At 49.2% G+C, this 26,823-nt stretch carries 27 protein-coding genes, 2 tRNA genes, 1 pseudogene and 1 riboswitch; of the genes and pseudogenes, 24 read left to right on the plus strand and 6 right to left on the minus strand.

Annotated elements, in window-relative coordinates; genetic code table 11:
- Positions 1 to 5 precede the first annotated feature (5 nt).
- The 7 genes from moaC (at position 6) to HJV72_RS13600 (ending at position 5,681) form a co-directional block, all read left to right on the plus strand.
- Positions 6 to 491, plus strand: coding sequence for a cyclic pyranopterin monophosphate synthase MoaC (moaC, locus tag HJV72_RS13570; RefSeq protein ID WP_208071649.1), 486 nt, complete (start codon positions 6 to 8; stop codon positions 489 to 491).
- Positions 492 to 509: 18 nt separating this feature from the next.
- Positions 510 to 1,541, plus strand: a complete 1,032-nt coding sequence (locus HJV72_RS13575) for a molybdopterin-binding protein (RefSeq protein WP_208071651.1) — start codon at positions 510 to 512, stop codon at positions 1,539 to 1,541.
- Complete coding sequence (gene moaA / locus HJV72_RS13580; protein ID WP_208071653.1) at positions 1,538 to 2,503, plus strand: GTP 3',8-cyclase MoaA; 966 nt, start codon at positions 1,538 to 1,540, stop codon at positions 2,501 to 2,503. The genes HJV72_RS13575 and moaA overlap by 4 nt, the downstream gene beginning before the upstream one ends.
- Positions 2,504 to 2,505: 2 nt before the next feature.
- On the plus strand, positions 2,506 to 2,937 hold the full coding sequence (locus tag HJV72_RS13585; RefSeq protein WP_208071654.1) for an MOSC domain-containing protein: 432 nt from the start codon (positions 2,506 to 2,508) through the stop codon (positions 2,935 to 2,937).
- Positions 2,938 to 2,972: 35 nt separating this feature from the next.
- The gene (gene modA, locus HJV72_RS13590) at positions 2,973 to 3,851 is read left to right on the plus strand and encodes a molybdate ABC transporter substrate-binding protein (RefSeq protein WP_208071656.1); all 879 of its coding nucleotides are present in this window, start codon (positions 2,973 to 2,975) and stop codon (positions 3,849 to 3,851) included.
- Positions 3,852 to 3,916: 65 nt separating this feature from the next.
- Positions 3,917 to 4,597: a molybdate ABC transporter permease subunit gene (gene modB / locus HJV72_RS13595; RefSeq protein WP_243765645.1), complete on the plus strand. Its 681-nt coding sequence runs from the start codon at positions 3,917 to 3,919 to the stop codon at positions 4,595 to 4,597.
- A 19-nt stretch (positions 4,598 to 4,616) separates the two neighbouring features.
- Positions 4,617 to 5,681: a sulfate/molybdate ABC transporter ATP-binding protein gene (locus tag HJV72_RS13600; protein WP_208071658.1), complete on the plus strand. Its 1,065-nt coding sequence runs from the start codon at positions 4,617 to 4,619 to the stop codon at positions 5,679 to 5,681.
- Positions 5,682 to 5,804: 123 nt separating this feature from the next.
- Here the strand turns inward: HJV72_RS13600 and HJV72_RS13605 are convergent.
- Positions 5,805 to 6,032: pseudogene (locus HJV72_RS13605) on the minus strand (Rid family hydrolase); the annotation flags it as partial.
- Between the two features lie 160 nt (positions 6,033 to 6,192).
- Between HJV72_RS13605 and HJV72_RS20345 the strand changes: the two are divergent.
- The 4 genes from HJV72_RS20345 (at position 6,193) to HJV72_RS13625 (ending at position 9,921) form a co-directional block, all read left to right on the plus strand.
- Positions 6,193 to 6,372 carry a molybdopterin cofactor-binding domain-containing protein gene (locus tag HJV72_RS20345; protein ID WP_243765642.1) on the plus strand — a complete coding sequence of 60 codons (180 nt, stop codon included), beginning with the start codon at positions 6,193 to 6,195 and terminating at the stop codon, positions 6,370 to 6,372.
- Between the two features lie 214 nt (positions 6,373 to 6,586).
- Entirely contained in the window at positions 6,587 to 8,743 is a 2,157-nt protein-coding gene (locus tag HJV72_RS13615) for a Tex family protein (protein WP_208071662.1), read from the plus strand.
- A gap of 34 nt (positions 8,744 to 8,777) precedes the next feature.
- Entirely contained in the window at positions 8,778 to 9,641 is an 864-nt protein-coding gene (locus HJV72_RS13620; protein ID WP_208071664.1) for a YitT family protein, read from the plus strand.
- A 49-nt stretch (positions 9,642 to 9,690) separates the two neighbouring features.
- Entirely contained in the window at positions 9,691 to 9,921 is a 231-nt protein-coding gene (locus HJV72_RS13625; RefSeq protein ID WP_208071666.1) for a hypothetical protein, read from the plus strand.
- Positions 9,922 to 10,462: 541 nt separating this feature from the next.
- Here HJV72_RS13625 and nadC read toward each other — a convergent pair.
- From nadC to nadA, 3 genes are read right to left on the minus strand one after another with little or no spacing between them, the layout of a single operon-like run.
- Complete coding sequence (gene nadC / locus HJV72_RS13630; RefSeq protein ID WP_334299343.1) at positions 10,463 to 11,317, minus strand: carboxylating nicotinate-nucleotide diphosphorylase; 855 nt, start codon at positions 11,315 to 11,317, stop codon at positions 10,463 to 10,465.
- On the minus strand, positions 11,292 to 12,611 hold the full coding sequence (locus HJV72_RS13635) for an L-aspartate oxidase (RefSeq protein ID WP_208071670.1): 1,320 nt from the start codon (positions 12,609 to 12,611) through the stop codon (positions 11,292 to 11,294). Before HJV72_RS13635 ends, nadC begins: the two co-directional genes overlap by 26 nt.
- 14 nt (positions 12,612 to 12,625) lie before the next feature.
- Positions 12,626 to 13,531, minus strand: a complete 906-nt coding sequence (gene nadA, locus HJV72_RS13640; RefSeq protein ID WP_208071672.1) for a quinolinate synthase NadA — start codon at positions 13,529 to 13,531, stop codon at positions 12,626 to 12,628.
- Positions 13,532 to 13,718: 187 nt separating this feature from the next.
- A riboswitch (FMN riboswitch) is annotated at positions 13,719 to 13,844 on the plus strand.
- Positions 13,845 to 14,129: 285 nt separating this feature from the next.
- Here nadA and HJV72_RS13645 point away from each other — a divergent pair.
- On the plus strand, positions 14,130 to 14,768 hold the full coding sequence (locus HJV72_RS13645; RefSeq protein WP_208071674.1) for an ECF transporter S component: 639 nt from the start codon (positions 14,130 to 14,132) through the stop codon (positions 14,766 to 14,768).
- 78 nt (positions 14,769 to 14,846) lie between these two features.
- Here HJV72_RS13645 and HJV72_RS13650 read toward each other — a convergent pair whose 3' ends face one another.
- Both HJV72_RS13650 and HJV72_RS13655 read right to left on the minus strand, forming a co-directional pair.
- The gene (locus HJV72_RS13650) at positions 14,847 to 15,578 is read right to left on the minus strand and encodes a DUF134 domain-containing protein (protein ID WP_208071676.1); all 732 of its coding nucleotides are present in this window, start codon (positions 15,576 to 15,578) and stop codon (positions 14,847 to 14,849) included.
- A 103-nt stretch (positions 15,579 to 15,681) separates the two neighbouring features.
- Positions 15,682 to 16,053, minus strand: a complete 372-nt coding sequence (locus HJV72_RS13655; protein WP_208071678.1) for a VOC family protein — start codon at positions 16,051 to 16,053, stop codon at positions 15,682 to 15,684.
- Positions 16,054 to 16,159: 106 nt separating this feature from the next.
- On the opposite strand from HJV72_RS13655, the gene HJV72_RS13660 reads away from it, so the two are divergent.
- The 12 genes from HJV72_RS13660 (at position 16,160) to HJV72_RS13715 (ending at position 26,593) form a co-directional block, all read left to right on the plus strand.
- Entirely contained in the window at positions 16,160 to 16,786 is a 627-nt protein-coding gene (locus tag HJV72_RS13660; protein ID WP_243765643.1) for a YcxB family protein, read from the plus strand.
- A gap of 12 nt (positions 16,787 to 16,798) precedes the next feature.
- The gene (tsaE, locus tag HJV72_RS13665; protein ID WP_208071680.1) at positions 16,799 to 17,224 is read left to right on the plus strand and encodes a tRNA (adenosine(37)-N6)-threonylcarbamoyltransferase complex ATPase subunit type 1 TsaE; all 426 of its coding nucleotides are present in this window, start codon (positions 16,799 to 16,801) and stop codon (positions 17,222 to 17,224) included.
- A complete protein-coding gene (gene tsaB / locus HJV72_RS13670) occupies positions 17,212 to 17,916 on the plus strand; it encodes a tRNA (adenosine(37)-N6)-threonylcarbamoyltransferase complex dimerization subunit type 1 TsaB (protein WP_208071682.1) in 705 nt (234 codons plus the stop codon). The genes tsaE and tsaB overlap by 13 nt, the downstream gene beginning before the upstream one ends.
- Positions 17,913 to 18,947: a threonine aldolase family protein gene (locus HJV72_RS13675; protein WP_208071684.1), complete on the plus strand. Its 1,035-nt coding sequence runs from the start codon at positions 17,913 to 17,915 to the stop codon at positions 18,945 to 18,947. The genes tsaB and HJV72_RS13675 overlap by 4 nt, the downstream gene beginning before the upstream one ends.
- Positions 18,948 to 18,968: 21 nt before the next feature.
- Positions 18,969 to 19,412 carry a ribosomal protein S18-alanine N-acetyltransferase gene (gene rimI / locus HJV72_RS13680; RefSeq protein ID WP_208071686.1) on the plus strand — a complete coding sequence of 148 codons (444 nt, stop codon included), beginning with the start codon at positions 18,969 to 18,971 and terminating at the stop codon, positions 19,410 to 19,412.
- Positions 19,413 to 19,517: 105 nt separating this feature from the next.
- Positions 19,518 to 19,745 (plus strand): hypothetical protein, encoded by a 228-nt coding sequence (locus HJV72_RS13685; protein ID WP_208071689.1) that lies wholly within the window; start codon positions 19,518 to 19,520, stop codon positions 19,743 to 19,745.
- Between the two features lie 14 nt (positions 19,746 to 19,759).
- Positions 19,760 to 20,671 (plus strand): ribonuclease Z, encoded by a 912-nt coding sequence (locus HJV72_RS13690; protein ID WP_208071690.1) that lies wholly within the window; start codon positions 19,760 to 19,762, stop codon positions 20,669 to 20,671.
- A gap of 8 nt (positions 20,672 to 20,679) precedes the next feature.
- Entirely contained in the window at positions 20,680 to 21,708 is a 1,029-nt protein-coding gene (gene tsaD / locus HJV72_RS13695) for a tRNA (adenosine(37)-N6)-threonylcarbamoyltransferase complex transferase subunit TsaD (RefSeq protein ID WP_208071692.1), read from the plus strand.
- Between the two features lie 29 nt (positions 21,709 to 21,737).
- Positions 21,738 to 22,463 carry a 2-C-methyl-D-erythritol 4-phosphate cytidylyltransferase gene (gene ispD, locus HJV72_RS13700; protein WP_208071694.1) on the plus strand — a complete coding sequence of 242 codons (726 nt, stop codon included), beginning with the start codon at positions 21,738 to 21,740 and terminating at the stop codon, positions 22,461 to 22,463.
- A gap of 88 nt (positions 22,464 to 22,551) precedes the next feature.
- Positions 22,552 to 22,637: transfer RNA gene (locus HJV72_RS13705), tRNA-Ser, on the plus strand.
- A 192-nt stretch (positions 22,638 to 22,829) separates the two neighbouring features.
- Positions 22,830 to 26,273 (plus strand): collagen binding domain-containing protein, encoded by a 3,444-nt coding sequence (locus tag HJV72_RS13710; protein WP_208071696.1) that lies wholly within the window; start codon positions 22,830 to 22,832, stop codon positions 26,271 to 26,273.
- A 230-nt stretch (positions 26,274 to 26,503) separates the two neighbouring features.
- Positions 26,504 to 26,593 (plus strand) — tRNA-Ser (locus tag HJV72_RS13715).
- Positions 26,594 to 26,823 lie beyond the last annotated feature (230 nt).

Raw genomic sequence — 26,823 nt, forward strand, 5'->3', positions numbered from 1 at the left:
ATACGTTGAGCGAATTTACACATTTTGACAAGGCAGGAAATGCGATAATGGTAGATGTATCTGAAAAGAAGGTGACGGACAGAACGGCAGCGGCGGCCGGAATTATTAAGACGAGCCCCGAAGTTATACGCGCTGTCGTACAGCAGTCTGCTGCAAAAGGGGATGTGCTTGGGGTAGCCAGAGTGGCAGGAATCATGGCAGTGAAACAAACGGCGGCAATCATCCCAATGTGTCACGTACTTCTTATCCGGAAATGCACCATTGATTTTGACATCAATGAGGAAGACAGTGAAATACGGGTTGTCTGCTCCGTCAAAACAGACGGGAAGACAGGCGTGGAGATGGAGGCGCTGACAGGGGTAAGTGTGGCGCTGCTGACCATATATGATATGTGTAAGGCCATGGATAAAAGCATGGTAATGACAGATATCCATCTGCTGGAGAAAACCGGCGGTAAGAGCGGGGATTATAAAAGCGTAGACGGCCGATGACGGAGGGGGATGAAAGTTATGAAAATGGTGAGGACAGAAGATGCAGTCGGACATATGCTATGTCACGATATTACACAGATTATTCCAGGTGTGACGAAGGATGCGGTGTTTCGGAAAGGACACATCGTGCGGGAAGAGGATATCCCGCTTCTGTTAAGCGTCGGCAAGGAGCATCTGTATATCTGGGAGAACAGCGAACATATGATACATGAAAATGATGCGGCGGCTGTCTTATATCATATCTGCAAAGGCAATCACATGCATGGCAGCGAGGTGAAAGAAGGGAAGATCGAACTGATTGCCGACCGTGATGGCTTATTGAAGATAGACCGTCCAAAACTTCGCAAGATCAATGCATTGGGCGAGATGATGATTGCTTCAAGGCATGGTGACTTTCCGGTAAAAAAGGGAGATAAGATTGCAGGTACGAGGATTATTCCGCTGATGATAGAGAAAGAAAAATTAGAAAAGGCGGAAGAAGCAGGGCAGGGAGGGCCTGTTTTTCAAATACTGCCGATTGAGCCTAAAAAAGTGGGTGTAGTTACAACAGGCAGCGAAGTGTATAAAGGAAGAATAAAAGATGCATTTACCCCTGTCCTGGAAGAAAAATTAAAAGAATACGGAAGCCGGATGGCTATGCACGATATTTGTGATGATAATCATGAGATGATTACCGCGGCGATTTTAAAGATGCAGGAAAATGGAATGGATATGATTATTTGTACCGGAGGGATGAGCGTAGACCCGGACGACCGCACCCCGCTTGCAATTAAGAATACAGGCGCTCACATTATCACCTATGGTGCACCGGTGCTTCCGGGAGCGATGTTCCTCTTGTCCTACGGTAAGAATGGAGTGCCGGTCATGGGACTGCCGGGCTGTGTGATGTATGCGAAAAGAACCATTTTTGACTTGATACTGCCGAGGGTGCTGGCGGGGGAGAGGCTTGCGGCATCGGATTTTATCGGCATGGGAGAAGGCGGCCTGTGTCTATCCTGCGATGTATGTACATATCCCAATTGTGGTTTTGGTAAAGGGGCCGGATTATGAAAGATACCTATGAACGAGAAATAGATTATATGCGCCTGTCCATTACTGACCGCTGTAATCTAAGATGCAGGTATTGTATGCCTGACGGTATAGAGCTATTGCCAAGAGATGAGATTCTTACGTTAGATGAGATTGAACTGATCTGTAAAGAGGCCGCAGCGCTCGGCATCCATAAGCTTAAGATAACAGGGGGAGAGCCGCTTGTAAGAAAAGACTGCGTGTCTTTGGTACACAGCCTGAAGAGGATCACCGGAATTACACAGGTGACTCTTACCACCAATGGAGTCCTGCTCCCGGATTATGCCGGGGACTTAAGAAAGGCCGGAATCGATGGGATTAACGTTAGCCTGGATACGTTAGACCAGGAGAAATATCGGGAGATTACCGGATTTGATGCTCTTCCCGCTGTTCTAAACGGAATAATTCAAAGCCTGGAGCTTGGTATCCGTGTAAAGGTGAACGCTGTTCTGCAGCGTGATATGAATGAGGAAGAGTGGAAGCCTATTGCCAGGTTAGCTGCCACCTATCCGTTGGATGTGCGGTTTATAGAGATGATGCCTATAGGGCATGGGAAATCCTATGAGACGATAGCCAATACGGTTGTTTTAGAAAAGATACAAGAGGAATTCGGGGCGGTCATACGAGACGAAAGCCTGCATGGGAACGGCCCGGCTATTTATTATAAGATAGCCGGGTTTCGAGGCAGTATCGGATTCATCAGTGCAATACATGGGAAATTCTGCAGCCAGTGCAACCGTATCCGCCTGACGTCAACAGGACAATTGAAGCCATGCCTCTGTTTTGGAGAGAGTATTTCTGTAAAGGAGGCAGTTCGGTCAGGGGACCTGGCAAAGGTTCGCCGGCTGCTTGAAAAGGCGATTAGAAATAAACCCGGGATGCATCAGTTTGAGCAGGAAGCTGCGATTACAGAAAAGAAAGACATGAGCCAGATAGGAGGATAGACATGGGCGTAATTAAAGGGATATGTGTCAGTGAAAAAAAGGGGACACGAAAACAAGAAGTATATCAGGCAGAGCTCCGGGAAGATTGGGGGATTGCGGGAGATGCCCATGCGGGGAAATGGCACAGGCAGGTCAGTCTGTTATCCTTTGAGAAGATAGAAGAATTTCGGAAAAAAGGTGCGGAAGTAGAATTCGGTGCATTCGGTGAAAACCTTATCGTGGAAGGATATGATTTAAGCAGACTCCCCATAGGAACCCGGTTTCAGGCTGGAGATGCAGTGCTCCGGCTGACGCAGATCGGAAAGCAGTGCCATGCACATTGTGAGATATATAAAGTGATGGGGGACTGTATTATGCCCAGAGAGGGCATATTTACCGAGGTGTTGAAAGGCGGACATATCAAGCCTGGAGACGAGATTCACATTATTGAATAAGCCAGAAAGTAAAACAGAATTAAAGGAGAAAAACGATGAAAAAAAAGGTATGTTCCGTATTACTGGTATTATGTATGGCAGCAGGCATTACAGGCTGCGCTTCTAAAAGTGACAGTGGCAAAACAGAAGCTAAGGCAGACACAAAGAAGGAAGCAGAGGAAACGGAAATTCAGGTATTTATTGCAGCAAGCCTGAATACGGTCATGCAGGAACTGGCAGAGGCTTATCATAAAGAACATCCGGAAGTGAAGATTACATTTAATGCAGACAGCTCAGGCACCCTGCTGACCCAGATTGAAGAAGGTTACGAATGCGATATCTTCTTTTCGGCAGCCCAAAAGCAGATGGATCAATTGGAAACAGACGGACTTGTGAAGGCAGGCACAAGGGCGAATGTAGTAAACAATCAAGTAGTCCTGATATCATTAAAAGACAGTGACACAAAAGTAGCCGGATTAGAAGATCTGCAGGATGCATCCAGTATTGCGCTGGCAGGCGGGAGTGTGCCGGTAGGAAAATATACGAGAGAAGCTTTGGTGAAACTTGGATTATTAAGCGGTAAGGAAGACGCATCTGAATATACATCTGCAGAGGTATCTGATGCGCTTGGCGGTGTGGAGATCAGTGAACAGGATAATGTGAACAAAGTATTGATTGCAGTAGCAGAAGGTGCTTGCGAGGTCGGTACGACCTATTATTCCGATACATATGGATATGAAGATAAGCTGGACATCCTGCAGACAGTAAGTTATGATTTGACAGGTAATGTCATCTATCCGGTATGCCTTGTGGATAATAAAGAAGCAGATGGTACGCAGATGAAGGCGGCAGAGGATTTTTACGAATTCATCCTCTCCGATGATGCAAAAGCAGTGTTTGACAACTACTACTTCGATACCGATGTGGAACGGTAGAAATATGTGCAGAATAGGTAATAAAAAGGAGGGAGAGATCGGTGGATGAGATTTGGGAAATTATAATGGGGCTGGATTTCAGTCCGTTATGGATATCGTTGAAAACAGGAATTATCGCAACGTTCCTCTCCTTTTTTCTTGGCATTTTTGCAGCGAGAAAAGTGATAAAAGCGAGGCCCGCAGTGAAAGCGGCGGCTGATGGCCTGTTGACGCTGCCCATGGTGCTTCCGCCTACGGTTGCGGGTTTTTTCCTGCTGCTTATCTTTAGTACGAGGCGTCCATTTGGAGCGTATTTATTTGAGGCGTTTGATATAAAAGTGGTGCAGAGCTTTCTCGGGTGCATACTGGCGGCTACCGTGATAGCATTTCCGTTGATGTACCGCAATGCAAGAGCCGCTTTTGAGCAGATTGATGTGAATCTTGTCTATGCGGGACGTACCCTCGGCATGTCTGATGTACGGATATTCTGGCAGGTGGTGATACCGACGGCGGGGCCGGGGGTCTTTGCCGGAACAATATTGACCTTTGCCAGAGCCTTGGGAGAGTACGGGGCGACATCCATGCTGGCGGGAAACATTGCCGGAAAGACCGGAACCATATCCCAGAAGATCGCAATGGTCATTCAGGATGGGGACTTTCTGACGGCCGGTGTGTGGGTGGCGATTATTATGGTCATCGCATTCGTTATCATTGTGCTGATGAATGCCGCAATTGGAAAGCAAATGAACCATATAGAACCATGGTAGAAGAAAAGAGAATGGATAAATGGCGGTACAGATCTGTGTGAAAAAAGACTTCGGCGGTTTTAAGCTGGATGTAGATATTAAAAGTGACAGTAAGAGAATAGGGATACTTGGAGCGTCGGGATGCGGAAAAAGCATGACGCTTCGCTGCATCTCCGGGATTGTAAAGCCGGATGCCGGTATAGTCAAGGTGGAGCAGAATGTCTACTTTGATGCAAAAGCTAAAATAAATTTAAGACCCCGGGAAAGAAGCGTCGGTTATCTCTTTCAGAATTATGCGCTTTTTCCCACGATGTCAGTAGAAAAAAATATTGGAATCGGTATCCGGGGTACAAAAGCGGAACGAAAAGAAAAAGTAGAACAGATGATGGAACGGTTTCAGATAGAAAATCTGCGAAATCGTCTGCCACGGCAGTTGTCCGGGGGGCAGCAGCAGCGTGCGGCACTGGCAAGGATACTCGTCTGTAATCCGAAAATCCTGCTTTTAGATGAACCCTTTTCTGCACTGGATGTACATCTGAGAGATAAGATGCAGCAGGAATTGTTAGAGCTCCTGGAAGACTACGGGGGAACGGTTATGATGGTGTCCCATAACCGGGATGAAATCTACCGGTTCAGTGAAGAGCTGTTCATACTGGATGAAGGTGCGGTAAAAGGAAAAGGGGGTACAAAACAACTATTTAAGAATCCGGGCAGCTTTGCGGCGGCGAAATTAACCGGTTGCAAGAATATTGCACGAGCAAGGCAGGAGGGGGACCAGACAGCGGATGTCAAAGCGTGGGATATGAAGTTCCAGATGCGGCGGAAACTTCCGGATAACCTTAGCGGGGTGGCAATCCGTGCCCATGAATTCCAGATAGATAAGCCGCAGGAAGAGCCATATCTTGTGTTTCCAGTCTGCAGGCCAAGAGTGACAGAAGACCTGTTTGAATACAGCATAGCATTTTATGCCAGTGAAAACGCGAAAGAACCGATACAGTGGAAGATTGGAAAAGACCGGTTTGAGGCAGAGAGACAGAACATTCCCGATGAAGTATATCTTAAGGAAGGTAAGCTGCTGCTGCTAGAGGGGGAGAGACCAGATTAAAAAACTCCTGGGGAATCGCACAAAGAGATGATACAAAGAGGCTGTGGGGAAAGGAATCCCCTCAGCCTTTTAATAGCCTTATATTCAATCGGCTGACTCCAATCGGGAATGGAGCCCCGAAAATCAGCTTAAGTCGACAATCAATTCTACTTCGCAAAGTACGCTCTTAGGGAGCTGCTTTACAGCAACACAGGAACGGGCAGGCTTTCCTGTAAAGTATTTTGCGTATACTTCGTTGAACACTGCAAAGTCGCTCATATCTGCAAGGAAACAGGTTGTCTTCACCACGTTTGCGAATGTCACATTCTGATTTTCCAGTAATGCGGCAATATTTTTCATTACCTGTTCGGCAATGATCTAAAGATGGATGCACCGGATATGTTTTTGAAAAACCTGGCGGAGCCATTTGAAGTAGCCTGTTGTGACGGAGAATCATTCGGCAATTTCCGGCTGAAAGACTGTATGAAAAAGGGAAAACGGCACCATTGTATTTACTGCCGGCACCTCAAATATGGGTAATGGTCCGGTAACAACACAATGCATGATGATTTCCGAAGTACTTGGTTTCCCGCTGGATAGCATTGCCTATATTAAGACAGATACAGATGCCGCGATGGCTGATCTAGGTGCATATGCATCAGCCAAAAGAACGGATGGGGAAACAGAGGATTGCATAACAATGAATGCATAGCCAATGCGGTATCCAATGCAGTCGGGACACAGTTTTATAAATTGCCGATACGACCGGAGAATGTTTTGGAAGCATTAAAGGAAATCCAGGTCAAACGCATGAAACAAAGTGAACTCTGTATTACAAATAAAGCAAGGGTGCGGGTTGAAAAGCGCTTTCTTTTCGATTACAATATAGCTTAGCGTCTATATAAAATAAAGGGGAATACATTTACATGGATATTAATCAGAAAATAACTGAAGAATTAAGCGTCAAGAGATGGCAGGTGGATGCCGCGGTCAATCTGATCGATGAGGGCAATACGATTCCGTTTATTGCCAGATACAGGAAAGAGGCAACGGGTACGCTGGATGATGAGCAGCTTCGCAAGCTCTTTGAACGGCTTACGTATCTGCGCAGCCTGGAAGAGAAGAAGGAGCAGGTGCTGTCAAGCATCGAGGAGCAGGGCAAGATGACGGAAGAGCTGAAGCGGCAGATTCTGGCGGCAGAGACGCTCGTCGTCGTGGAAGACCTGTACCGCCCATACCGGCCCAAGAGAAGGACGCGGGCAACGATTGCCAAAGAGAAGGGGCTGGAACCGTTGGCAGACCTCATTACCTTGCAGAAGCTCACACGTCCTCTGGAAGAAGAGGCGCAGCCTTATGTGGATGAAGAAAAAGGAGTCGGCACGGTCAAGGAGGCTGTGGACGGGGCGAAAGACATCATAGCCGAACGCATATCTGATGAGGCGGATTACCGCATATGGATACGGAAGATCACATCTCAGAAAGGCCGCGTCGTGTCTCAGGCAAAGGACGAAAAAGCAGAATCTGTCTATGAAATGTATTATGATTTTGAAGAGCCTGTCAGCAGGCTGGCGGGACATCGCGTGCTGGCACTGAACAGAGGAGAGAAGGAGAAGTTCCTGACGGTCAAGGTAGAAGCGCCGGAGGAAGACATCATCCGGTATCTGGTGAAGAAGACGATTGTCTTGGACAACCCGTACACGACTCCTGTTCTGAAAGAGGTGGCAGAAGACAGCTACAAGAGGCTGATAGCACCTGCCATCGAGCGGGAAATCAGGAATGACCTGACGGAACGGGCGGAAGACGGTGCAATCGAAGTGTTTGGAAAGAATCTGGAGCAGCTCCTTATGCAGCCTCCAATCGTGGGGCAGACGGTGCTTGGATGGGACCCGGCGTTCCGTACGGGCTGCAAGCTGGCAGTCGTAGACCCGACAGGCAAGGTCATCGGTACGACGGTCATCTACCCGACCGCACCGACGACGCCGCAGAAGATGGAGGCAGCCAGGAACCTGCTCAAGAAGATTATCAAAAAATACAATATTACACTTATATCGCTCGGCAATGGCACCGCGTCCAGAGAATCCGAGCAGTTCATCGTGGAGCTTCTAAAAGAGATACCTGAGAAGGTACAGTATGTCATCGTGAGCGAGGCCGGTGCGTCGGTCTACTCTGCGAGCAAGCTGGCTTCTGAAGAGTTTCCGAAGTTTGATGTGGGGCAGCGCAGTGCCACGTCCATCGCGAGAAGGCTTCAAGATCCCCTTGCGGAACTCGTCAAGATAGATCCGAAGTCCATCGGCGTGGGACAGTACCAGCATGATATGAACCAGAAGAAGCTGAGCGAGACGCTCTCCGGTGTTGTGGAAGGCTGTGTCAATAAGGTCGGTGTGGACCTGAATACGGCATCTGCACCGTTGCTTTCCTATATCTCAGGCATTACAGGGACGATAGCCAAAAATATCGTCACATACCGTGAGGAGAATGGAACATTCCTGAACCGGAGGCAGCTGCTGAAAGTGGCGAAGCTCGGACCGAAGGCTTATGAACAGTGTGCCGGGTTCATGCGGATTCAGAATGGGGACAATCCGCTGGACGCAACGAGCGTACATCCGGAATCCTATGAGGCGGCTGAAAAGCTGCTTAAGAAGCAGGGGTTCTCTATAGAGGATATCAGGGGCGGCAAGCTGACCGGCCTGTCGCTTACAATCAAGGACTACGGCCGGCTTGCAGAAGAGCTCGGCGTCGGAGAGATTACACTCAGGGATATGGTGAAAGAGCTCGAGAAGCCGGCCAGGGATCCCCGTGATGAGATGCCGAGACCGATTCTTAGGACGGACGTGCTGGAGATGAAGGACTTGACGGAAGGGATGGTCTTAAAGGGTACGGTGCGCAATGTCATCGACTTCGGCGTATTCGTGGACATCGGTGTACACCAGGACGGCCTTGTCCATATCTCTGAGATAACGGACAAGAAGTTTATCAAACACCCGCTGGAAGCGGTGAGCGTCGGAGATATCGTGGACGTGAAAGTAATGAGCGTTGACCTTAAGAAGAAACGGATTCAGCTGACGATGAAGGGAATATCTTAACGGGACGCGGTAGTGTCATTGGGGGAATTATAAAATGAAGAAAAATATGAAAATTGTACTTGGGGTGCTGGCGGGAAATGCGATTCTGGCTCTGGCGGTGGCAGCATTTGTCGTACCACACGGAATCATCATGGGAGGCGCGACCGGTATCGGTCTGGCAATCACGCACTATGTACCCGTCAACCTGTCTGTCGTCATCTTTATTGTCAATGCCATACTCTTTGTGCTTGGGGCATTTACGCTCGGCAGGAAGTTTGCGCTTACTACGATTATCAGTACCTTCGTATATCCGGTATTCCTTGAGGCTGCAAGGCAGGTTCCGGGAGTGGGCAGCCTGACGGATAATATACTGCTTGCCACCGTATACGCCGGCCTCCTGCTCGGCCTTGGCATCGGGCTTGTCGTGCGACAGGGAGCCTCTACAGGCGGTACGGACATTCTGGCCCTTGTGCTGAACAAGTTCCTGCACGGACCGGTGGCGGTGTTCATGTATATCGTTGATTTCATCGTACTCGGATGCCAGATATTCTTTTCAGGAGCAGAACAGATTCTGTATGGTATCCTGGCACTTATGCTCATGACGATGGTGATGAACAGGGTGGTGCTTTTCGGACAGACACAGATACAGCTCTTTATCATTTCCGATAAGCATGAGGAGATCCGGCAGAGGATGCTGAAAGATATGAACGTAGGCGCGACGATGGTGCACATCGAGACCGGCTACGGAAAAGAGCAGCAAAAAGGCGTGCTCTGCATCATCCCGCACCGGAAGCTGTATGCAGTAAATGATACGATCAGCAGAATCGATGACAAGGCATTTACAACCATCACTCAGATAAAAGAAGTGAAAGGACGCGGCTTTACCATGGAGCGCGTCAGCTATAAGGAGGAGCTGTAAGTTTAAGTAAACTGAGACGCCGCTGGGGAGGTATGGGGCAGATGCTGCGATGCGTCCGGGAACTGCGACTATCACACAGATTCCTAAGCCTGTAGGATGTTCGCCGATGGCGGCTCTCACCCCACAAGCCAAGGAATCTGGTGAGGATTCTCCGTCCCTTCCGCTTATACCTGCGCATCTGTCCCATACCTCCCCAGCGGCTATCTACTTTACTGGCATGGGCGGGGGTGGCGATGTGACGCTGCCGGCAGATGGAAGGGCTTTGGCTGTGTCAGCATAGTGATAAGGGCTAAGCAGGCAAATAACCTTAGTTGAAAGTAATCGTAATGAAGAAGAGCCGGAATCAGGTACGGGGATGTGTATGAGATGACATCCCCGTGCCTGGTTCCGGCTCTTCTTGCAGCAACGGCGTGTACGCCTCGCTGCAAATGCTTAACAACGAACAAATTCGCCAGCCTGATTCATCTGGACGAACAAAACTCTTATCATTCATCTGCTCTTTGTGTTATTCACATTAAGCTCGCAATATTTTATCACTCAACTGACGCAGCCAGCGGCCACCCGCTGACCAGCAACGTCACACAGCCGCACTCGCCCTTGTTAAGTGAAGTAGATAGCGGGCGGGGAGCCGGGTGGGAGATGCGCAGGTGCAAGCGGAAGAGGCGGAGAATCCGTCCCGGAATCCTTGGTTTGCGGGAGAGGAGCTGCTATCAGCGACTCTGCCGCAAAGTTAGGATTCCGTGGGCTAGTCGGAGCCTCGTACGCATCGGAGCAGATGCCACCCGGCTCCCAGTCCGCAGCCACTTTACTTAAACCCACATTTAATTTACGGGAGTCAGATTCTTCAGTGAGATATCCATAATAGGTGCAGAGTGGGTCAGAGCGCCTGAAGATACGTAATCTACACCGATTTCACGGATTTCTTTCAGCCTCTCCAGCGTTACATTGCCGGAGCATTCGGTCTCTGCACGGCCTGCCACGGCCGCTACCGCTTTTTTCATCGTCTCATTATCCATGTTATCGAGCATGATGATATCTGCACCGGCGTCCAAAGCCTCGGAAAGCATGTCCAGATTTTCTACTTCCACTTCTATCTTCCGCACGAAAGGAGCATATTCCTTTGCCATACGGATTGCTTTGGCGACACCTCCGGCAGCTCCGATATGGTTATCCTTGATAAGAATTCCGTCGGAAAGATTATATCTGTGGTTATATCCCCCGCCTATCCTGACGGCATATTTTTCAAAAGTCCTGTTGTTTGGGGTCGTTTTCCTCGTGTCGAGAAGTTTGGTACCGGAACCTTCCAGTTCTTTCGCCAGCCTGTTCGTGTAGGTGGCTATGCCGCTCATGCGCTGCAGATAATTGAGGGCAGTGCGCTCTCCTGACAGGATGGCCCTGATGTCGCCGGAGATTGTTCCAAGGAGCTGGCCTTTTTTTACATGGTCGCCATCTGTGGCTTCTGTCTCAAACAGGGAGGTCTCATCCAGCAGTTCAAAGACGCGTGCAAATACAGGAAGGCCGCATATGATGCCGTCTTCTTTGCAGATTAGTTCGGCTCTTCCGGGGCATGGCGTCCTCATCACCGCGTTCGTGGTGACATCTTCGCTCGTGATGTCCTCTTTTAAAGCATTCCATATGTATTCATCTGTATTAGTTTTCATCGTTACACCATTTATCATAAAATTCTCGGTCCCTTCTTTTGATTTCATTCAGTATCAGTGATTTATCTTCCCGGCTGCGCGCCTGGGAATCTGCATAGGCAAAGACGTCTATGGCTGCCGGTATGGGCGGAGGGCTTATGTTTTCGATGGCAGAGGCGAGAAGCCCGGCGCCACGTCTTGCGAAGACGAGGCTTTCGAGCAGGGAATTGCTCGCCAGGCGGTTGGCCCCGTGTACTCCGTTGCATCCGGCTTCACCGACGGCAAACAGATTGCAAAGCGACGTACGCGCAAAGGAATCCGTACGGATTCCGCCCATGAGATAATGCTGTGCCGGGATGATGGGAATTCTGTCTTCTGACAGGTCATAGCCTTCCTCGAGACAGCGTTCGTATATGTTCGGAAAACGGTATAGTATTTTATCTTTCTGCATATGTGCCAGCGATAGATATACAAAGGGAGAGTGGAACCTGTCCATCTCCTGCCGGATAGCTTCCGTTACTACGTCTCTTGGCTGCAGCTCGTCTACAAAACGCTGTCCATCAGGGTTCAGCAGGACGGCGCCTTCACCCCTTACAGATTCCGAGATGAGAAAGCGGCGGCCTTCTCTGTGGGAATAAAGGGTGGTGGGGTGAATCTGTATATAGTGGATGTTCTCCAGTTCGATTCCGTGTCTCAGCGCCAGCGCCAGGCTGTCCCCGGTTATATGCCGGAAGTTGGTAGAATTGGCAAAAAGCCCTCCGATTCCTCCGGTTGCCAGATATACCGCCCTGGAGGACACCGGCATTATTCCGCCATCTGATTCGCGCACTATGATGCCGGTGCATCGATTATCCTGTATGACGAGGTCAGTCATTGCTGTGTGGGAGGCTATCGTTATGTTGGGCCGCTTCCTGGCACAGGCAATCAGCTTTCTTGTAATCTCTTTACCGGTGACATCTTTGTGGTACAAGATCCGGCTTGCCGAATGTGCTCCTTCCTTCGTGTAGGCAAGTTCCTCCCCGTCATGTTCAAATTCCACGCCATAGGAGATCAGGCTGGCGATGATGCCGGGAGACTCCTGTATCATAATACGTACCGATTCCTTGTTATTTTCATAGTGTCCTGCCCGCATCGTATCCTCGAAGTAGCTGTCGTAATCCTCCTCAGACTTCAGGACACAGATGCCTCCCTGAGCCAGATAGGAGTCGCTGCTTTCCACCTTGTCTTTCGTTATCATGAGAATGCGCAGATGCCCGGGCAGGGACAGGCCGGTGAACAGCCCTGCCGCACCGGTTCCGACTATGACAACGTCATAATATGCTTCCATCATAATACACTTCCTTATCACTGTGCCAGTTCCAGCATGCGTTCCAGCGGCCGTGCCGCTTTTCGCCTTGTCGCTTCATCCAGTTCTACGGGATGTTCCATACGTTCCAGCGCGCGGGCAACTTTCTCAAGCGTAATCAGCTTCATATCTGTGCAGCACTGGTGTCCGTGTACAGGATAGAAGCTCTTCTCTGGATTCTTGTCTTTCAGCTCTTTGAATACGCCGGCCTCGGTACAGATGATAAACTCGCTGCAGCTGCTGGCGGTTGCAAATTTGATGATGCCGGTCGTGCTTCCTGCATAGTCTGCCAGAGCGACAGCGTCAGGCGTACATTCAGGATGGATGAGCACGAGGGCGTCCGGATGGGCTTTTTTTGCATTTTGGATAGCTGCCGCAGTGATATCCCTATGTACATGACAGTAGCCGTCATTGAAGATAAAGTGCTTGTCCGGCAGCTTTGAGGCGATAAAATGCCCAAGGTTGGCGTCCGGTATAAAATAGATATGCCTGTTCGGCAGTGCACATACGACATCCATCGCATTGGCAGAAGTGACGCACACATCGGAATAAGTCTTGAGAAGCGCAGTGGAATTAATGTAGCAGACAACAGCAAGGTCATCGTATTCTTCTTTGCATTTTTTAATTGTTTCGATGTCCGCCATATGCGCCATAGGACAGTCGGCCGCAGCATCCGGCAAGAGCACGGTCTTGCCGGGATTGAGTATCTTGGCGCTCTCGCCCATGAATGAGACGCCGCAGAAGACGATGACATCAGCCTCTGCCGAAGCCGCGGCCTTGCTCAGATAATAGGAGTCGCCCACATAATCGGCCGCTTCCTGTACGTCATCGTCCACATAGTAATGTGCTAGTATGACAGCATTTTTTTCTTTTTTTAATTGCTTGATTCGTTCTAAAGTAGTCATGATCCGCTCCTTCTTATATGCCCGGAACGGCTGTCCGGGCAGGTTCATGACTTACTATTGCATAAAAAGATATACATGTCAAGTCAACTGACAAGACAGTTAAGAATCGGCGTTAAGATATGGAGGATTTGATGAAAAGACTTGTATATTGTAAGGCTATGAGCTATAATAATATCGAATTGAATAGAAATTCTTCAGGGGTCGGGTGCAAGTCCCAACCGGCGGTATAGTCCGCGACCCGTGCCAGTGACGGTACGGTTGATTTGGTGCAATTCCAAAACCGACAGTAAAGTCTGGATGAGATGAAGAAGTGTACAGCAGCAATTGTTGGATGGATTTCAGGGCCCCGGTTTTTACCGAGGTCTTTTTTATATCACGGGAAACTTCGTTCCCTTGATATAAAAGCCCCTTCGGGGGATGCGCACTCGCTTTCGCGGAAGAAATCATCCCAAAGGCCGGATGCGCTCGGCGCAAAGAGTCCGCTAGCGGGACTCTTTGTTCTTACACTGATATGTCCACTTTATGTAATGCTGTATAGTTCCATGAAGATTTTCTTTCTTTGACAACTATAATGAATAACGAAAAGGAGAGAAAGAAAATGAGTACAGATGTAATGACGAACGCAAATGCAAGGACAAAGACAAGAACAAAGGTAAGGATGATGGCCCAGACGGGCATGCTTGGGGCAATTGCGACAGTATTGATGCTGTTCGAAATTCCGCTTCCTTTCGCCCCGGCCTTTTACCAGATTGATTTCAGCGAAGTGCCGGTACTTGTAGGATGCTTTGCCATGGGCCCTCTGGCAGGTGCGGCCATCGAATTCATCAAGATATTGCTGAACTTTGCCATTAACGGTACGATTACTGCAGGAGTAGGCGAGGCGGCGAATTTTCTTATCGGGTGTGCGCTTGTAGTTCCGGCGGGACTGATCTACAAGAGGAAACGTTCCAGAACACGGGCTATTGCCGGGATGGTATCCGGGACGGTAATCATGACGGCAATCGGCTGTTTCCTGAACGCATATATCCTGCTCCCGGCTTACGCCAAGGCTTTTGAGATGCCGATAGATGCACTTGTAGGGATGGGCAATGCGATAAATGCTAGTATCACGGACCTGTTAACGTTCGTGATGTTTGCGGTCGCACCGTTCAATCTCTTGAAAGGTGTGCTTGTATCCATGATTGTGTTGCTCATATATAAGAAAATCAGCCCTGTATTTAAGATGAATGAAGGATAGGATAATCAATATGTAAGGGCAGCCTGATATGCAGGCTGCCCTTGGCATTGTCAATCTAAGCTTCATGTTGTATCGCGATTAGTGGTGCCCATGGCCTCCGCAGCCATGGCTGCCACATGTGTGGCCCGCTTCTCCATGGTGGTGGCTGCACATCGTATCCGGATCATAGGACAGTGTACCGTCCAGGAACGATGCTACCTGGTCGTCGGCTTCGCCTACGGCTCCAGGGTACAGGTCTATGCCCGCTTCCGACAGTGCATTCCTTGCACCTGCGCCGATTCCTCCGCAGATGAGCACATCCACGCCAAAGTCCAAGAGCAGAGATGCAAGTGCCCCGTGTCCTTGACCGTCCGTGCCCTTCACTTCGGAGGAGAGGATGGTTCTATCCTTCACTTCATAGATTTTGAACTGTTTCGTGTGGCCGAAATGCTGGAATATCTGTCCGTTTTCATAAGTGACTGCAATTTTCATAATATGGCCTCCTTTTTCCTCTTTTATTTTCATATGCCGGCTGCGGGAGTATCTGCCACAGATAGTATAGTCGCCTCCGCTGATATCGAGGTATGTCCCTTCGACGAGAAAGCGGGCAACCTTTTTGCGTGCCTGCGTATAGAGAGACTGGACGGTAGCACGGCTTACCTGCATCTGGGCCGCACACTCTGCCTGCGTCATGCCGCTGTAATCCATAAGCCGGATTGTCTCAAATTCCTCGACAGTGAGGTTGATTCCATTTCTTGGGCTGCCTGATGCCGTGAAACGAACGCAGCGGGGCATGCTGCCGACGCAGCGTGTCTTGCCTGGACGTGCCATGAGATACTCCTTTCGCCGTCCATCCTATAATTCTTAGATGGTGTTATCAGTATATTACAATAGTTGTTGGCATATGTCAATAAATGTGTGGGAGAATATCATTTTATTCTTTACAAGGGCAGATTTCTATCCAATAGCCGTCAGGATCCTCGATAAAATATATGCCCATCTCAGCATTCTCAAAGCATACGCAGTCCATTGCCCTGTGGTGCGCCAGCGCTTTGTCAAAGTCGTCTACACGGAAGGCGAGATGTGATTCGTTGTCGCCAAGCTCATACGGGCGGTCCATATCACGCAGCCATGTGAGCTCCAGCAGATGGGGCGTCGTATCATCACCGAGAAAGACGAGCCGGAAGCTGCCATCATCAGCCTCCTTTTCACGTGTCACCGTAAGTCCAAGCGCTTTTTTATAGAAATCCAAGGATTTCTCAAGATCTCGCACATTGATATTGTTGTGGTAAAATGTAAACTTCATACTAGTAACCCTCCTGTTATCCATTGATATACAAATAAGTATATCATTAGTGGCAGAAGAAAAAAAGATGTGTTATACTGTTTCAAAAGGACAGGAGGTACGAAAGATGTCTGTAAAAGTGGAAGTAAAGCTGGATGTCGAATCTATGGCAGATTTTATGATTTATCATATTTATACAAGTGGCGCGGGGATGACCGCTCTTATACTCGGTATGCTCAATGTAGGGTTGACGATCGCTTTTGTCATGAGACGGCAGTTCCTGCTTGCGGCAGTATTTCTTCTGTTCGTATGCTTGGTATTCATAGTATTTCCTGTATTTATCAGGAAGAAGGTCGTCAGGCAGATGCAGAACTCCAGGCGTCTTGAAGAGACGGTGACTTATGAGTTCATGGAAGACGGCATCCTGACAACCACGTCGGAAGACAGCGGGAAAGCTTCTTGGAGCAAGTTCAAAAGAGCGATATCCAGAAAGCAGATCATCTTCCTGTATGATGCCCAGAAGCGTGCGATTATTCTTCCGGTCAGCCAGTTAGGAGACAAGTATACGGAGATTGTCGACATGATATTCGCACACATGCCGGCGCCTGCGGTCAGAATCCGCCGACTGGACGGCAAGAAGGGAAAAGTGGCCGGGCCCCGGAAGGAAGAAGACAGGAAAGAATCGGATAGGAAAGCAGATGTAGACGAGAAAGCGACGCGGGAACCGGAAGAGGAGAAAGGGCCGGCAGAATAGAAAGGGTATGCAATGGTTATAGAGAGTTACAGCGAGAAGGAGACATATGAACTTGGGCGGGGCATGGGGGAAAAAGCCTGTCCCGGCCAGGTCTACACACTAATCGGGGACCTGGGCACTGGCAAGACCATATTCACGAAAGGGCTTGCGGCCGGGCTGGGCATTCTGGAACCTGTGAGCAGCCCGACTTTTACGATTGTGCAGGTATATGAAGAAGGGCGTCTGCCCTTCTATCATTTTGATGTCTACAGAATCGGCTCCATAGAAGAGATGGATGAAATCGGTTATGAAGACTATGTGTACGGGGAAGGGGTGAGCCTGATTGAGTGGGCGGACCTCATAGAAGAGATTCTCCCGGAACATTATACGGAAGTCAGGATAGAAAAGGACCCGGAAAAGGGATTTGATTATCGGAGGATTGGCATATGCGCATATTAGCACTGGACAGCTCGGGACTGGTTGCCAGCGTCGCTGTCGTCGAGGAAGAACAGACGGTTGCGGAATACACGGTAAATTATAAAAAGACGCATTCTCAGACACTTCTGCCTATGCTCGATGAAGTGGTGAAGATGATCGAGCTGGACATGGATACAATTGATGCTATCGCAGTTGCGGGGGGGCCGGGCTCCTTTACCGGGCTGCGGATTGGTTCGGCGACCGCAAAGGGACTGGGACTGGCGCTTGATAAGCCGCTTATACATGTCCCTACGCTGGAAGGCATGGCATACAACCTGTATGGAACGCCGGGCATCATATGTCCGGTCATGGATGCCAGGAGAAATCAGGTATATACAGGGCTGTACAGAATGGAGCACAAGCTTGAAGTGCTGGAAGACCAGATGGCCGTCCCGGTTGGAGAGCTTGCCGACCGGCTTAACGAAGCCGGGGAGAAGGTTACATTCCTGGGAGACGGGGTTCCTGTATACAGAGGGATACTGGAAGAGATGCTGGCAGTCGAGCACTACTATGCGCCGGCGCATATGAACCGCCAGCGTGCAGCCGCACTTGGAACGCTTGGTTTGAAGTATCTGACAGAAGGCAGGAGCGAGACCGCGGCACAACACCGTCCGGATTACCTTAGAGTATCACAGGCAGAACGGGAGAGGAAAGAGAGGTTGAAAGAATCATGATTATATTTGAATGCGACTATACGGAAGGGGCTCATCCAGAGATTCTGAAGAAGTTGGAAGAGACGAATTATACGCAGACGCCGGGATATGGCATGGATGTCTACTGCGAAAGTGCAAGGGAGAAGATTCTGGAAGCGTGCGGATCCCCGTCCGCGGACGTACACTTTCTGGTCGGAGGGACACAGGCCAACTTTACAGTCATCAGTTCTGTCCTCCGCCCGTTCCAGGGGGTGATAGCAGCTGAGAGCGGGCATATCAATGTACATGAGACAGGCGCGGTGGAAGGTACCGGACACAAAGTGCTGACCCTTCCGAGTGAAGACGGAAAGATAACGGCAGACCAGGTACGCCGGATGTATGAGTCCCATTGGGACGATGTCACTCATGAGCATATGGTGCAGCCGGGCATGGTATACATCTCCCATCCGACAGAGAATGGGACCTTGTACAGCAAGGAAGAGCTGGAAGAACTATACGATACGTGCAGGGAGAGGAATCTGCCGCTCTTTCTGGACGGGGCCCGTCTCGGTTATGGAATCATGTCGGAAGCGTCTACGCTGACACTGAAGGATATTGCCGCGCTGACCGATGTATTCTATATAGGTGGTACGAAGGTAGGCGCCTTATTCGGGGAGGCCGTAGTGATTGTCAACCCTGCGCTTAAAAAAGACTTCCGGTATATGATCAAGCATAATGGAGGGATGCTGGCAAAAGGCAGGCTGCTCGGCATCCAGTTTGACACGCTGTTTACGGATGGTTTATATTATAAGGTGGCAGAACACGCAGATCGTCTCGCTATGCGTCTTAAAGCCGCATTTCAGAAGAAAGGATACGGACTGCGCTATGACTCCTATACGAACCAGCAGTTTCCTATCCTTCCGAACGCTCATATGGAGAAGCTGGCCGAGAAGTATTCGTTCAGCTTCTGGGAGGCGGTCGATGAAGGCCATACGGCTGTAAGATTCTGTACAAGCTGGGCAACGCAGGATGAAGCGGTCCGGCAGCTGATTGAAGACATACAGGATCTGTAGGGCAGACAGGAGGCGGTTGATATGTTTGAAGTACGCCAGATAGAGGAAACAGACATTGACAGGATAGCCTGTCTGGAACAGCAGATATTTCCGGACAGCTGGAGCTATGAAGCGGTCCGTGACACATACCGGCAGGACAATTCGGTACTGTTCGGGGCTTTCGACGGAGGGAGGCTGATTGGCTATCTTATCGTATATTATGTACTGGATGAAGGGGAGATTGCCAGGATTGCCGTGGAGGAGGGCAGCAGGCGGCAAGGGGCTGCCGGACACATGCTGCTTAAGCTTGAGGATTTCTGTGAGGAAAAAGGGATTGCAAGACTCATGCTGGAAGTAAGAGAAAGCAATGAAGCGGCGGCTGCCTTCTATAAAGATTACGGTTTTGAAGAGGACGGCGTACGAAAGGGGTACTATGCTAATCCTTTGGAGGATGCGGTGCTCATGAGCCGCAGGCTTGGCAGGTAATTGACAGTTTTAACAGCAGTTCCCACTAGGAACTGCGGCGGCAGTCCGTTATAATGTAGGCGTAGCACAGAGAAGTCGAAGTGAGATGCACACAGGAGGAATCGTATGCGCCAGTATAGTGTTAAGATAAAAGAGACAAAAGATATTGAAAAAATTATTTGCAATAAATGTGGGAAAGAGATTATCATTTCCAGAGGGGTTCCCCAGGAGGACTATCTTGAAGTGGAAAAACGATGGGGATATCAGTCCGGCAAAGACAATCAGGTAGACTGCTTTGATCTATGTGAAGACTGTTATGACGAAATGGTAAAAGGATTTAAAATCAAGATTTAGAATAGAGGTATGATATGTTAGATGTATGTTTGTTGGGAACCGGCGGCATGATGCCGCTGCCTTACCGCTGGCTGACAGCGCTTATGGTGCGGTATAACGGCAGCAGCGTGCTGATTGATTGTGGAGAGGGCACGCAGATTGCTATCAAGGAGAAGGGGTGGAGCTTTAAGCCGATTGATGTAATCTGCTTTACCCACTATCACGGCGACCATATCAGCGGGCTTCCCGGCCTGCTTCTGACGATGGGCAATGCAGACCGTACAGAGCCGCTGACGCTGATTGGGCCGAAGGGACTTGAGAGAGTAGTAAACGCGCTCAGGGTAATCGCGCCGGAACTGCCGTTTCCTGTCAAATATATCGAGATTACAGAGCCGGAACAGGTATTTGAGATGAACGGATACCGTCTGAAGGCGTTCCGGGTAAATCATAATGTCATCTGCTATGGATATACGATGGAGGTGGACCGGGCCGGCAAGTTTGATGTAGACCGGGCGAGCGCGGCCGGCATTCCCAAGAAGTACTGGGGTATCCTGCAGAACGGGGAGAAAGTAGAAGAAGGCGGTAGGGTGTATACGCCGGATATGGTGCTTGGACCCCCGAGAAAAGGTATTAAGCTGGCCTACTGTACAGATACGAGGCCGACCGATTCTATCCGGGAGAATGCAGCCGGTTCCGACTTGTTTATCTGCGAGGGAATGTATGGAGAGAAGGACAAGCTGAAGAAGGCGAAAGAATATAAGCACATGACGTTCCATGAGGCAGCCCGTCTTGCCAAAGACGCAGAAGTCAGGGAAATGTGGCTGACCCACTACAGCCCGTCGCTTACGCGTCCGGAGGATTACATGGATGATGTGCGGGCCATATTCCCTAATGCGGTGGCGGCCAAGGACAAGCGCACGGTCGAACTGACATTTTCACAGGGATAGGAGATATTATGAGCGAAGAGAAAGAGATACTGATTCTTGCAATTGAGAGTTCGTGCGATGAGACAGCGGCAGCCGTAGTGAAAAATGGACGGGATGTGCTGTCTAATGTCATTTCTTCCCAGATTGATCTTCACACGTTATATGGCGGCGTCGTACCTGAAATTGCATCCAGAAAGCATATCGAGAAGATCAATCAGGTGATACAGGCGGCGCTTGACGAGGCGGAGGTGACACTGTCCGACATCGATGCCATAGGAGTCACATATGGTCCGGGCCTCGTAGGAGCGCTGCTTGTGGGCACAGCTTCGGCCAAGGCGATTGCTTACGCTTCGAAAAAGCCGCTCGTAGGGGTCCATCATATTGAAGGTCATATCGCTGCTAACTTCATCGAACACAAGGAACTGGAGCCACCATTTTTCTCCTTGGTAGTGTCCGGGGGACATACCCATCTTGTCAGAGTTAACGATTACGGCAGATTCGATATCATCGGACGCACAAGGGACGATGCGGCAGGGGAAGCGTTCGACAAGGTTGCCAGGGCCATCGGGCTTGGGTATCCGGGCGGCCCTAAGATTGACAAAGTGTCTAAGCAAGGGAATCCTGACGCGATTGCATTTCCAAGGGCGCATATGGAAGATGCCCCTTTTGACTTCAGCTTCAGCGGCCTTAAGTCGGCCGTGCTGAATTATATCAACGGCTGCCGGATGAAGGGAGAGGCATACAGCCAGGCTGACGTGGCCGCCTCTTTTCAAAAAGCGGTTACGGATGTGCTTGTGGAACATGCGATGCATGCCGTGGAGGAATACCATATGGACAAGTTCGCCATAGCAGGCGGAGTGGCTTCCAACAGCGCGCTGCGCGAAGCCATGGCAAAAGCCTGTGCGGAGAGGAAAATCAAATTCTACTATCCATCGCCTGTCTACTGTACAGACAATGCGGCTATGATAGGCGTGGCGGCATATTATGAATATAGGAACGGCACAAGGCACGGATGGAATCTGAATGCGGTGCCTAATCTAAAGCTCGGGGAGAGATAGACTCGGGCATGTCGGGGGAATGTGAAGGTATGGAAGTAAAGAAGAGGTGTACGGCTGTCGTGCTGGCGGCAGGACAGGGAACGCGTATGGGGACGTCTGTCCAGAAGCAGTATCTTGAGCTGGGAGGGAAGCCGTTAATCTGCTATGCATTAGAGACATTTGAAACGTCTTCGGTTATCGATGATGTCGTACTCGTGGTGGGAGCGGGACAGGAGACATATGTCCGTAATCAGATCATAGAGCCGTACGAATTTGCAAAGGTTACAGCCATCGTGGAAGGCGGCAGAGAAAGATATGATTCCGTCTATGAGGGGCTGAAAGCGGCAGTCCGTGATGAAAATGGACAGGTCCGCGACGGCTATGTCTTCATACATGACGGAGCAAGGCCATTCGTCGATGAAGAGATACTGCACAGGCAGTATGAAGCAGTCGGAACATACAGAGCCTGCGTTGCAGGAATGCCAAGCAAGGATACGGTAAAGCTTATTGATGATGACAACTATGCCGTAAAGACTCCAAAGAGAAAATATGTGTGGACGGTTCAGACACCGCAGGTATTTGAAAATTCTTTGATTATGGATGCATATTCTAAGATGATGGGGGAAGACTGTGAAGGGATAACTGATGACGCCATGGCAGTAGAACGGTACATGGATGTGCCGGTGAAGCTTGTAGAAGGCTCGTACCGGAACATCAAGATTACAACGCCGGAAGACCTGGCAGTCGCCCGCGCTTTCGTTAATGGAAAAATTTGAAAATCTTAATAATTATATATTGACGCTGTAATATATGTATGATAAAATGCATATTGTCGCTGAGAAAGTGCGGCCTGATTGAATATGTGGAGAGGTATCGAAGTGGTCATAACGAGGCGGTCTTGAAAACCGTTTGTCCGAGAGGGCGCGTGGGTTCGAATCCCACCCTCTCCGCTCTTAAAAGAGGAGCCGGAAATTCCGTAGAGGAGTTTCCGGCTCTTTGCTTTATAATTCCGTAAAAAATGTATCAAAAGAGTAGAGTATATAGACGCACTGCCTTAATTGTATTAAATATTAATATATGATATGAAGGTGAAAATGCCTTTTGCTACCAGTATCATATTATACAAAAGGGGTGTTAGATATATGTTTGAAAAGGGGAAAATAATTGGCGCGTGTCTGCTGGCTGCAGTGTTGAGCTTCGTATGCGCAGCGACGCTGCGTGCCGATGGGCCTGCTACGGCGTCAGAGTCAGTACAGACGGATTTTTTTACGGGGATTAAAGTTGTAGACAAGGACAGGAATGACATTGCCACGTTAAAAGATGTAAAACGGGGCACAGAGGTGTACCTCGTCTATCATTATATAATCCCGGCAGGAGGATATGAGACTGGGAAAGAATATACTTTTTCTATTCCAAAGGAAATACATATGGAAGACGGAACCACATTCCCTGTTACTATGGAGGGGAGTGAGGTGGCGCGGGGAACGGTACATTATGACAGTGCCCAGAGTCTGAATGTAGTTAAACTCGTTTTTTCTGATGCAGACGCGGTACAGGCAGGTGTGGAAGGAGATATCTGGATGGACGGGGAACTGTCAGAAGATGAGATACCAAACGAAGGGAAGCAGGACATCGATTTTGGCCTCGGGCTGCCTGACGGATCGGACAAGATAACCATTGACTTTGCCATTGACAAGCAGAGTGCGGAGGTATCTATCGTGAAGCAGGCAGGCAACCCGGATCTTGGCAGCCTGACGATACCATGGAGGATTACGCTTAAAGTGGAAAATGCGGCCCCAGCTGACCTTCCGGTCACGGGACTTTTGATAACGGATACGCTTCCCGAAGGGCTGAACTTCGATGAGACGGATCCTGATGCCTACAGTTGTGAAGAGGCAGACGGCACACCGGTCACGGGCGGTTCCATAGCAAAGAGTGCAGCCGGGGAAATTACTTATGAGTTCCCAGGCGGTTTTTCTGCCGGGCTTGGCGACTCTTATACATTGACGCTGCAGACGTCTTTTGAATTGGGGATATTCAGCGGTGGCAAGGATTCTGTGAAATTTACCAACAAAGCGGAGGCGGCATATGAGTTCGTGGAGGAACCATACAAGAAAGATGATGCCGGTAACAGTATAGTAAACGCTGAGACAAAGAAGGCTGCAACAGGAGCTGCTGCTGCAGATGTGACAATCAACGGAAGGCTGCTGGATAAAGCAGGCGTGCTTGCAGGTGGTGGAGCAAGGGAGATTGACTGGACGGTGACGGTCAACAGCAACCGCCTGGGCATCCAAAATGCGAAGATAAGTGATACGATGCCGACAGGCCTTACAGTAAAGGGCGGGGCAGGAGGTGTAGTAATTCGAAATACAGCCGGAGACGACGTGACTTCTACCTTTTCCGGCGCTGTCACCGTGTCCGGACAGAATATAGCCGTCAGTCTTGGAGATATAGATGAAACTTATACGATACATTATACGACGACAGTGGCTGACGAATACTACGATGAAAATAAGACGAAAGAGTTCAAAAACCATGTTGAGTTTACCGGAGGGCCGGGGCCTGACCCTTCTGTTTCCGTCACAAAAGATGCGTCGGTCAAGGTAAACAATGCTCTGATAGCCAAGACAGGCAGCTATAACCGGAAGAATCATACGATTACATGGACCATTACATTGAATCAATATGAAAGTACTCTGGGAAATCCTCTCCAGGTGGAAGATACGATACCAGAGGGGCTTACCTTTGTGAAAAAGGGCAGTGATTTCGTGGGGGCAGATGATATCCATATCACAAAAGGCAGTGATTCGGGTATTACGTTCCAATATGACGAGGACAGCCGCAAGCTGACGGGGAAGATAACAAAGGATATATCAGAAGTGGTAGAATTCCAGTTTCAGACAACGGTAGATGACGCGAATATATGGGCGGTAAACGGTTATAAGAGCAGACCGTTTAAAAATGAAGCGGTCATCCTAACCGGCGGTGCAGAATATGCCGTCACATCTGAGCCTGAGATTATAAGTGAGATGTTTGCCAAGACAGCCGGCTCCTACGACAGTGCAACCGGTGAAATTGAGTGGCAGCTTACTTGCAACCAGAATGGAATGCCCTTCCATAACGCTTACATAGAAGACGTGATACCGGACGGCCAGGGGTATGTGGCGGGAAGCCTGAGCCTTAAGTCGCCGTCAGGGCAACTGGTGACAGAGTCCTATGAGGCATCTTCAAGAACCCTTCGGATTGACCTGCCGTCGTACCTGGATAAGCAATATACCATGACGTTCAGGACGAAGATAACGGACAGAGAATTCCTGGCGGCCAATACGACAAAGACATTCAGCAATACAGCTGTGCTTCATGGAGACGAACTGCCTGCGGCTATTACGTGCAAGGCGGAAAAAGAAGTGACAGGTTCCGTACTATCTAAAAAGGGTGAGGCTAAAAGGGACTCTGCCGGAATAAGCTACCTGGAATGGTCGGTGACGATAAACAAGAACAATACTCAGTTGAATAAGCCGGTTATCGTGGACAAGCTGTCGGTAGACCCGAGACTGGAGCTTGACCCATCCAGCGTCAGGCTGTATGAAGCGGAAGTGCAGACGGACGGTTCAGTCAGACAAGGGACAGAAGTGCCTGTAACAAGAGACAATATTACATATGATCTCACTGACAATACGTTTAAGTTCCATTTCCTACAGCAGATAGACCGTGCATACCTGCTTGTGTTCCGCACTGACTTTGGCGATGATGCTAAGAATAAAGAAGTAGTCAACCAGGTATATTATGAAGGCTCTGAGGCGGACCAGGAAAATTCCGGGACGCGTTTAAGAATTGCAGGAAGCATTGCAGGCGGGAGCAGCAGCATTCCAAAGGGAAATATCGCGGTGAAAAAATATGCGGATGATACGTCAACGGTATTAAAGGACGCGGTATTTGCAGTATATAACGATTATGTCACCTATACGATGCGGCCTACCGACATAAACGGTGAATCCAGACTGGAACAGATCAGGACAGGAAGCTACAACATGAAAGAAATAACCGCTCCTGAAGGCTATGTGCTTGACAGTACAGAGCGTGCTGCTACAGTGAGTAAAAACAGTACATTTACTTATGAGGCATATAATAACCTTATAAAAGGAAAGCTTGACCTGACTGTCCTTGATGACAGCAGAAATCCCAAGCCTGTGGAAGGCGTCAAGGTTGAAATCTGCGATAAAGAGGGGAATCTTATCGCAGAGAAAGTTACGGACAGCAGTGGAAAAATAACGACGGATGATTTAAAATACGGAGATTATTATTACAAGGTAGTTGGGGTTCCGCCGGGATATGGAATCCCGGGCGGTATATTCCCTTTCCGAATCGAGACGGACGGCCAGATTATCATAAAAGAAGTAACCATCCATCGGCAGACCTCTGATACGACAGCCGATCAAACGGATGGAACATCAGGAGCTATGCGGCCGGGCAAAGATGGTGCAAAGACAGGAGACGATGCCGAACCAGTTTTATATGTGTTGCTGCTTGTCGTTGCTCTGGCATGTATAGCACTAACAGGGCGTCGGCGGGTTAAGAAAGTATAGTGTCCGAGCTATGATAGATACAGAACAGGCAAACAGAAAAAGACAGTGCCGGATACCCCATATACAGGTATCCGGCACTGTCTTTTTCGATAGACGGTATGGGTATGGCTGATGCATCAGGAAGGCGGGATGTGGGACATTTTGCAGAGCTGTGTAGAAAAATTGAAAAAAAGAGAAAAAATACTAGACAAGGATGAGAAATTCGTGTATATTATTTTACGGACACTTTTGGAGAAGTACCCAAGCTGGCCGAAGGGGCTCCCCTGGAAAGGGAGTAGGTCGTTAATAGCGGCGCGAGGGTTCAAATCCCTCCTTCTCCGTCAGATTGCTGTCTTGCTTAACCGCATATTCTTGTGTCTTGATTTGAAAAAATCATAGATGTAGTAAGGATGAAAAAAGAGTAAAAATTACTCGAAAAAATCTTTGGAAATTACTTGACACAGATGCGAGTTAAATGATATTATATTTGGGCTGACCCGAACGGGACAGGCAATCAAGCACCTTGATAATTAAACAATAGACAACGACCCTGAAGATTTCTTGAAAAGAG

The organism is Extibacter sp. GGCC_0201, assembly GCF_017566055.1.
GTDB lineage: Bacteria > Bacillota > Clostridia > Lachnospirales > Lachnospiraceae > Extibacter.

Coding starts and splice junctions, on each gene's coding strand:
- HJV72_RS20345 (WP_243765642.1), top strand. CDS start 6,193: ATGGGTAATGGTCCGGTAACAACACAATGCATGATGATTTCCGAAGTA.
- modA (WP_208071656.1), top strand. CDS start 2,973: ATGAAAAAAAAGGTATGTTCCGTATTACTGGTATTATGTATGGCAGCA.
- HJV72_RS13710 (WP_208071696.1), top strand. CDS start 22,830: ATGTTTGAAAAGGGGAAAATAATTGGCGCGTGTCTGCTGGCTGCAGTG.
- HJV72_RS13655 (WP_208071678.1), bottom strand. CDS start 16,053: ATGAAGTTTACATTTTACCACAACAATATCAATGTGCGAGATCTTGAG.
- tsaB (WP_208071682.1), top strand. CDS start 17,212: ATGCGCATATTAGCACTGGACAGCTCGGGACTGGTTGCCAGCGTCGCT.
- HJV72_RS13575 (WP_208071651.1), top strand. CDS start 510: ATGAAAATGGTGAGGACAGAAGATGCAGTCGGACATATGCTATGTCAC.
- HJV72_RS13685 (WP_208071689.1), top strand. CDS start 19,518: ATGCGCCAGTATAGTGTTAAGATAAAAGAGACAAAAGATATTGAAAAA.
- HJV72_RS13585 (WP_208071654.1), top strand. CDS start 2,506: ATGGGCGTAATTAAAGGGATATGTGTCAGTGAAAAAAAGGGGACACGA.
- rimI (WP_208071686.1), top strand. CDS start 18,969: ATGTTTGAAGTACGCCAGATAGAGGAAACAGACATTGACAGGATAGCC.
- modB (WP_243765645.1), top strand. CDS start 3,917: ATGGGGCTGGATTTCAGTCCGTTATGGATATCGTTGAAAACAGGAATT.
- tsaE (WP_208071680.1), top strand. CDS start 16,799: ATGGTTATAGAGAGTTACAGCGAGAAGGAGACATATGAACTTGGGCGG.
- moaA (WP_208071653.1), top strand. CDS start 1,538: ATGAAAGATACCTATGAACGAGAAATAGATTATATGCGCCTGTCCATT.
- HJV72_RS13600 (WP_208071658.1), top strand. CDS start 4,617: ATGGCGGTACAGATCTGTGTGAAAAAAGACTTCGGCGGTTTTAAGCTG.
- HJV72_RS13650 (WP_208071676.1), bottom strand. CDS start 15,578: ATGGCACGTCCAGGCAAGACACGCTGCGTCGGCAGCATGCCCCGCTGC.
- HJV72_RS13660 (WP_243765643.1), top strand. CDS start 16,160: ATGTCTGTAAAAGTGGAAGTAAAGCTGGATGTCGAATCTATGGCAGAT.
- HJV72_RS13615 (WP_208071662.1), top strand. CDS start 6,587: ATGGATATTAATCAGAAAATAACTGAAGAATTAAGCGTCAAGAGATGG.
- nadA (WP_208071672.1), bottom strand. CDS start 13,531: ATGACTACTTTAGAACGAATCAAGCAATTAAAAAAAGAAAAAAATGCT.
- ispD (WP_208071694.1), top strand. CDS start 21,738: ATGGAAGTAAAGAAGAGGTGTACGGCTGTCGTGCTGGCGGCAGGACAG.
- HJV72_RS13675 (WP_208071684.1), top strand. CDS start 17,913: ATGATTATATTTGAATGCGACTATACGGAAGGGGCTCATCCAGAGATT.
- HJV72_RS13635 (WP_208071670.1), bottom strand. CDS start 12,611: ATGATGGAAGCATATTATGACGTTGTCATAGTCGGAACCGGTGCGGCA.
- HJV72_RS13620 (WP_208071664.1), top strand. CDS start 8,778: ATGAAGAAAAATATGAAAATTGTACTTGGGGTGCTGGCGGGAAATGCG.
- tsaD (WP_208071692.1), top strand. CDS start 20,680: ATGAGCGAAGAGAAAGAGATACTGATTCTTGCAATTGAGAGTTCGTGC.
- HJV72_RS13645 (WP_208071674.1), top strand. CDS start 14,130: ATGAGTACAGATGTAATGACGAACGCAAATGCAAGGACAAAGACAAGA.
- HJV72_RS13625 (WP_208071666.1), top strand. CDS start 9,691: ATGCGTCCGGGAACTGCGACTATCACACAGATTCCTAAGCCTGTAGGA.
- HJV72_RS13690 (WP_208071690.1), top strand. CDS start 19,760: ATGTTAGATGTATGTTTGTTGGGAACCGGCGGCATGATGCCGCTGCCT.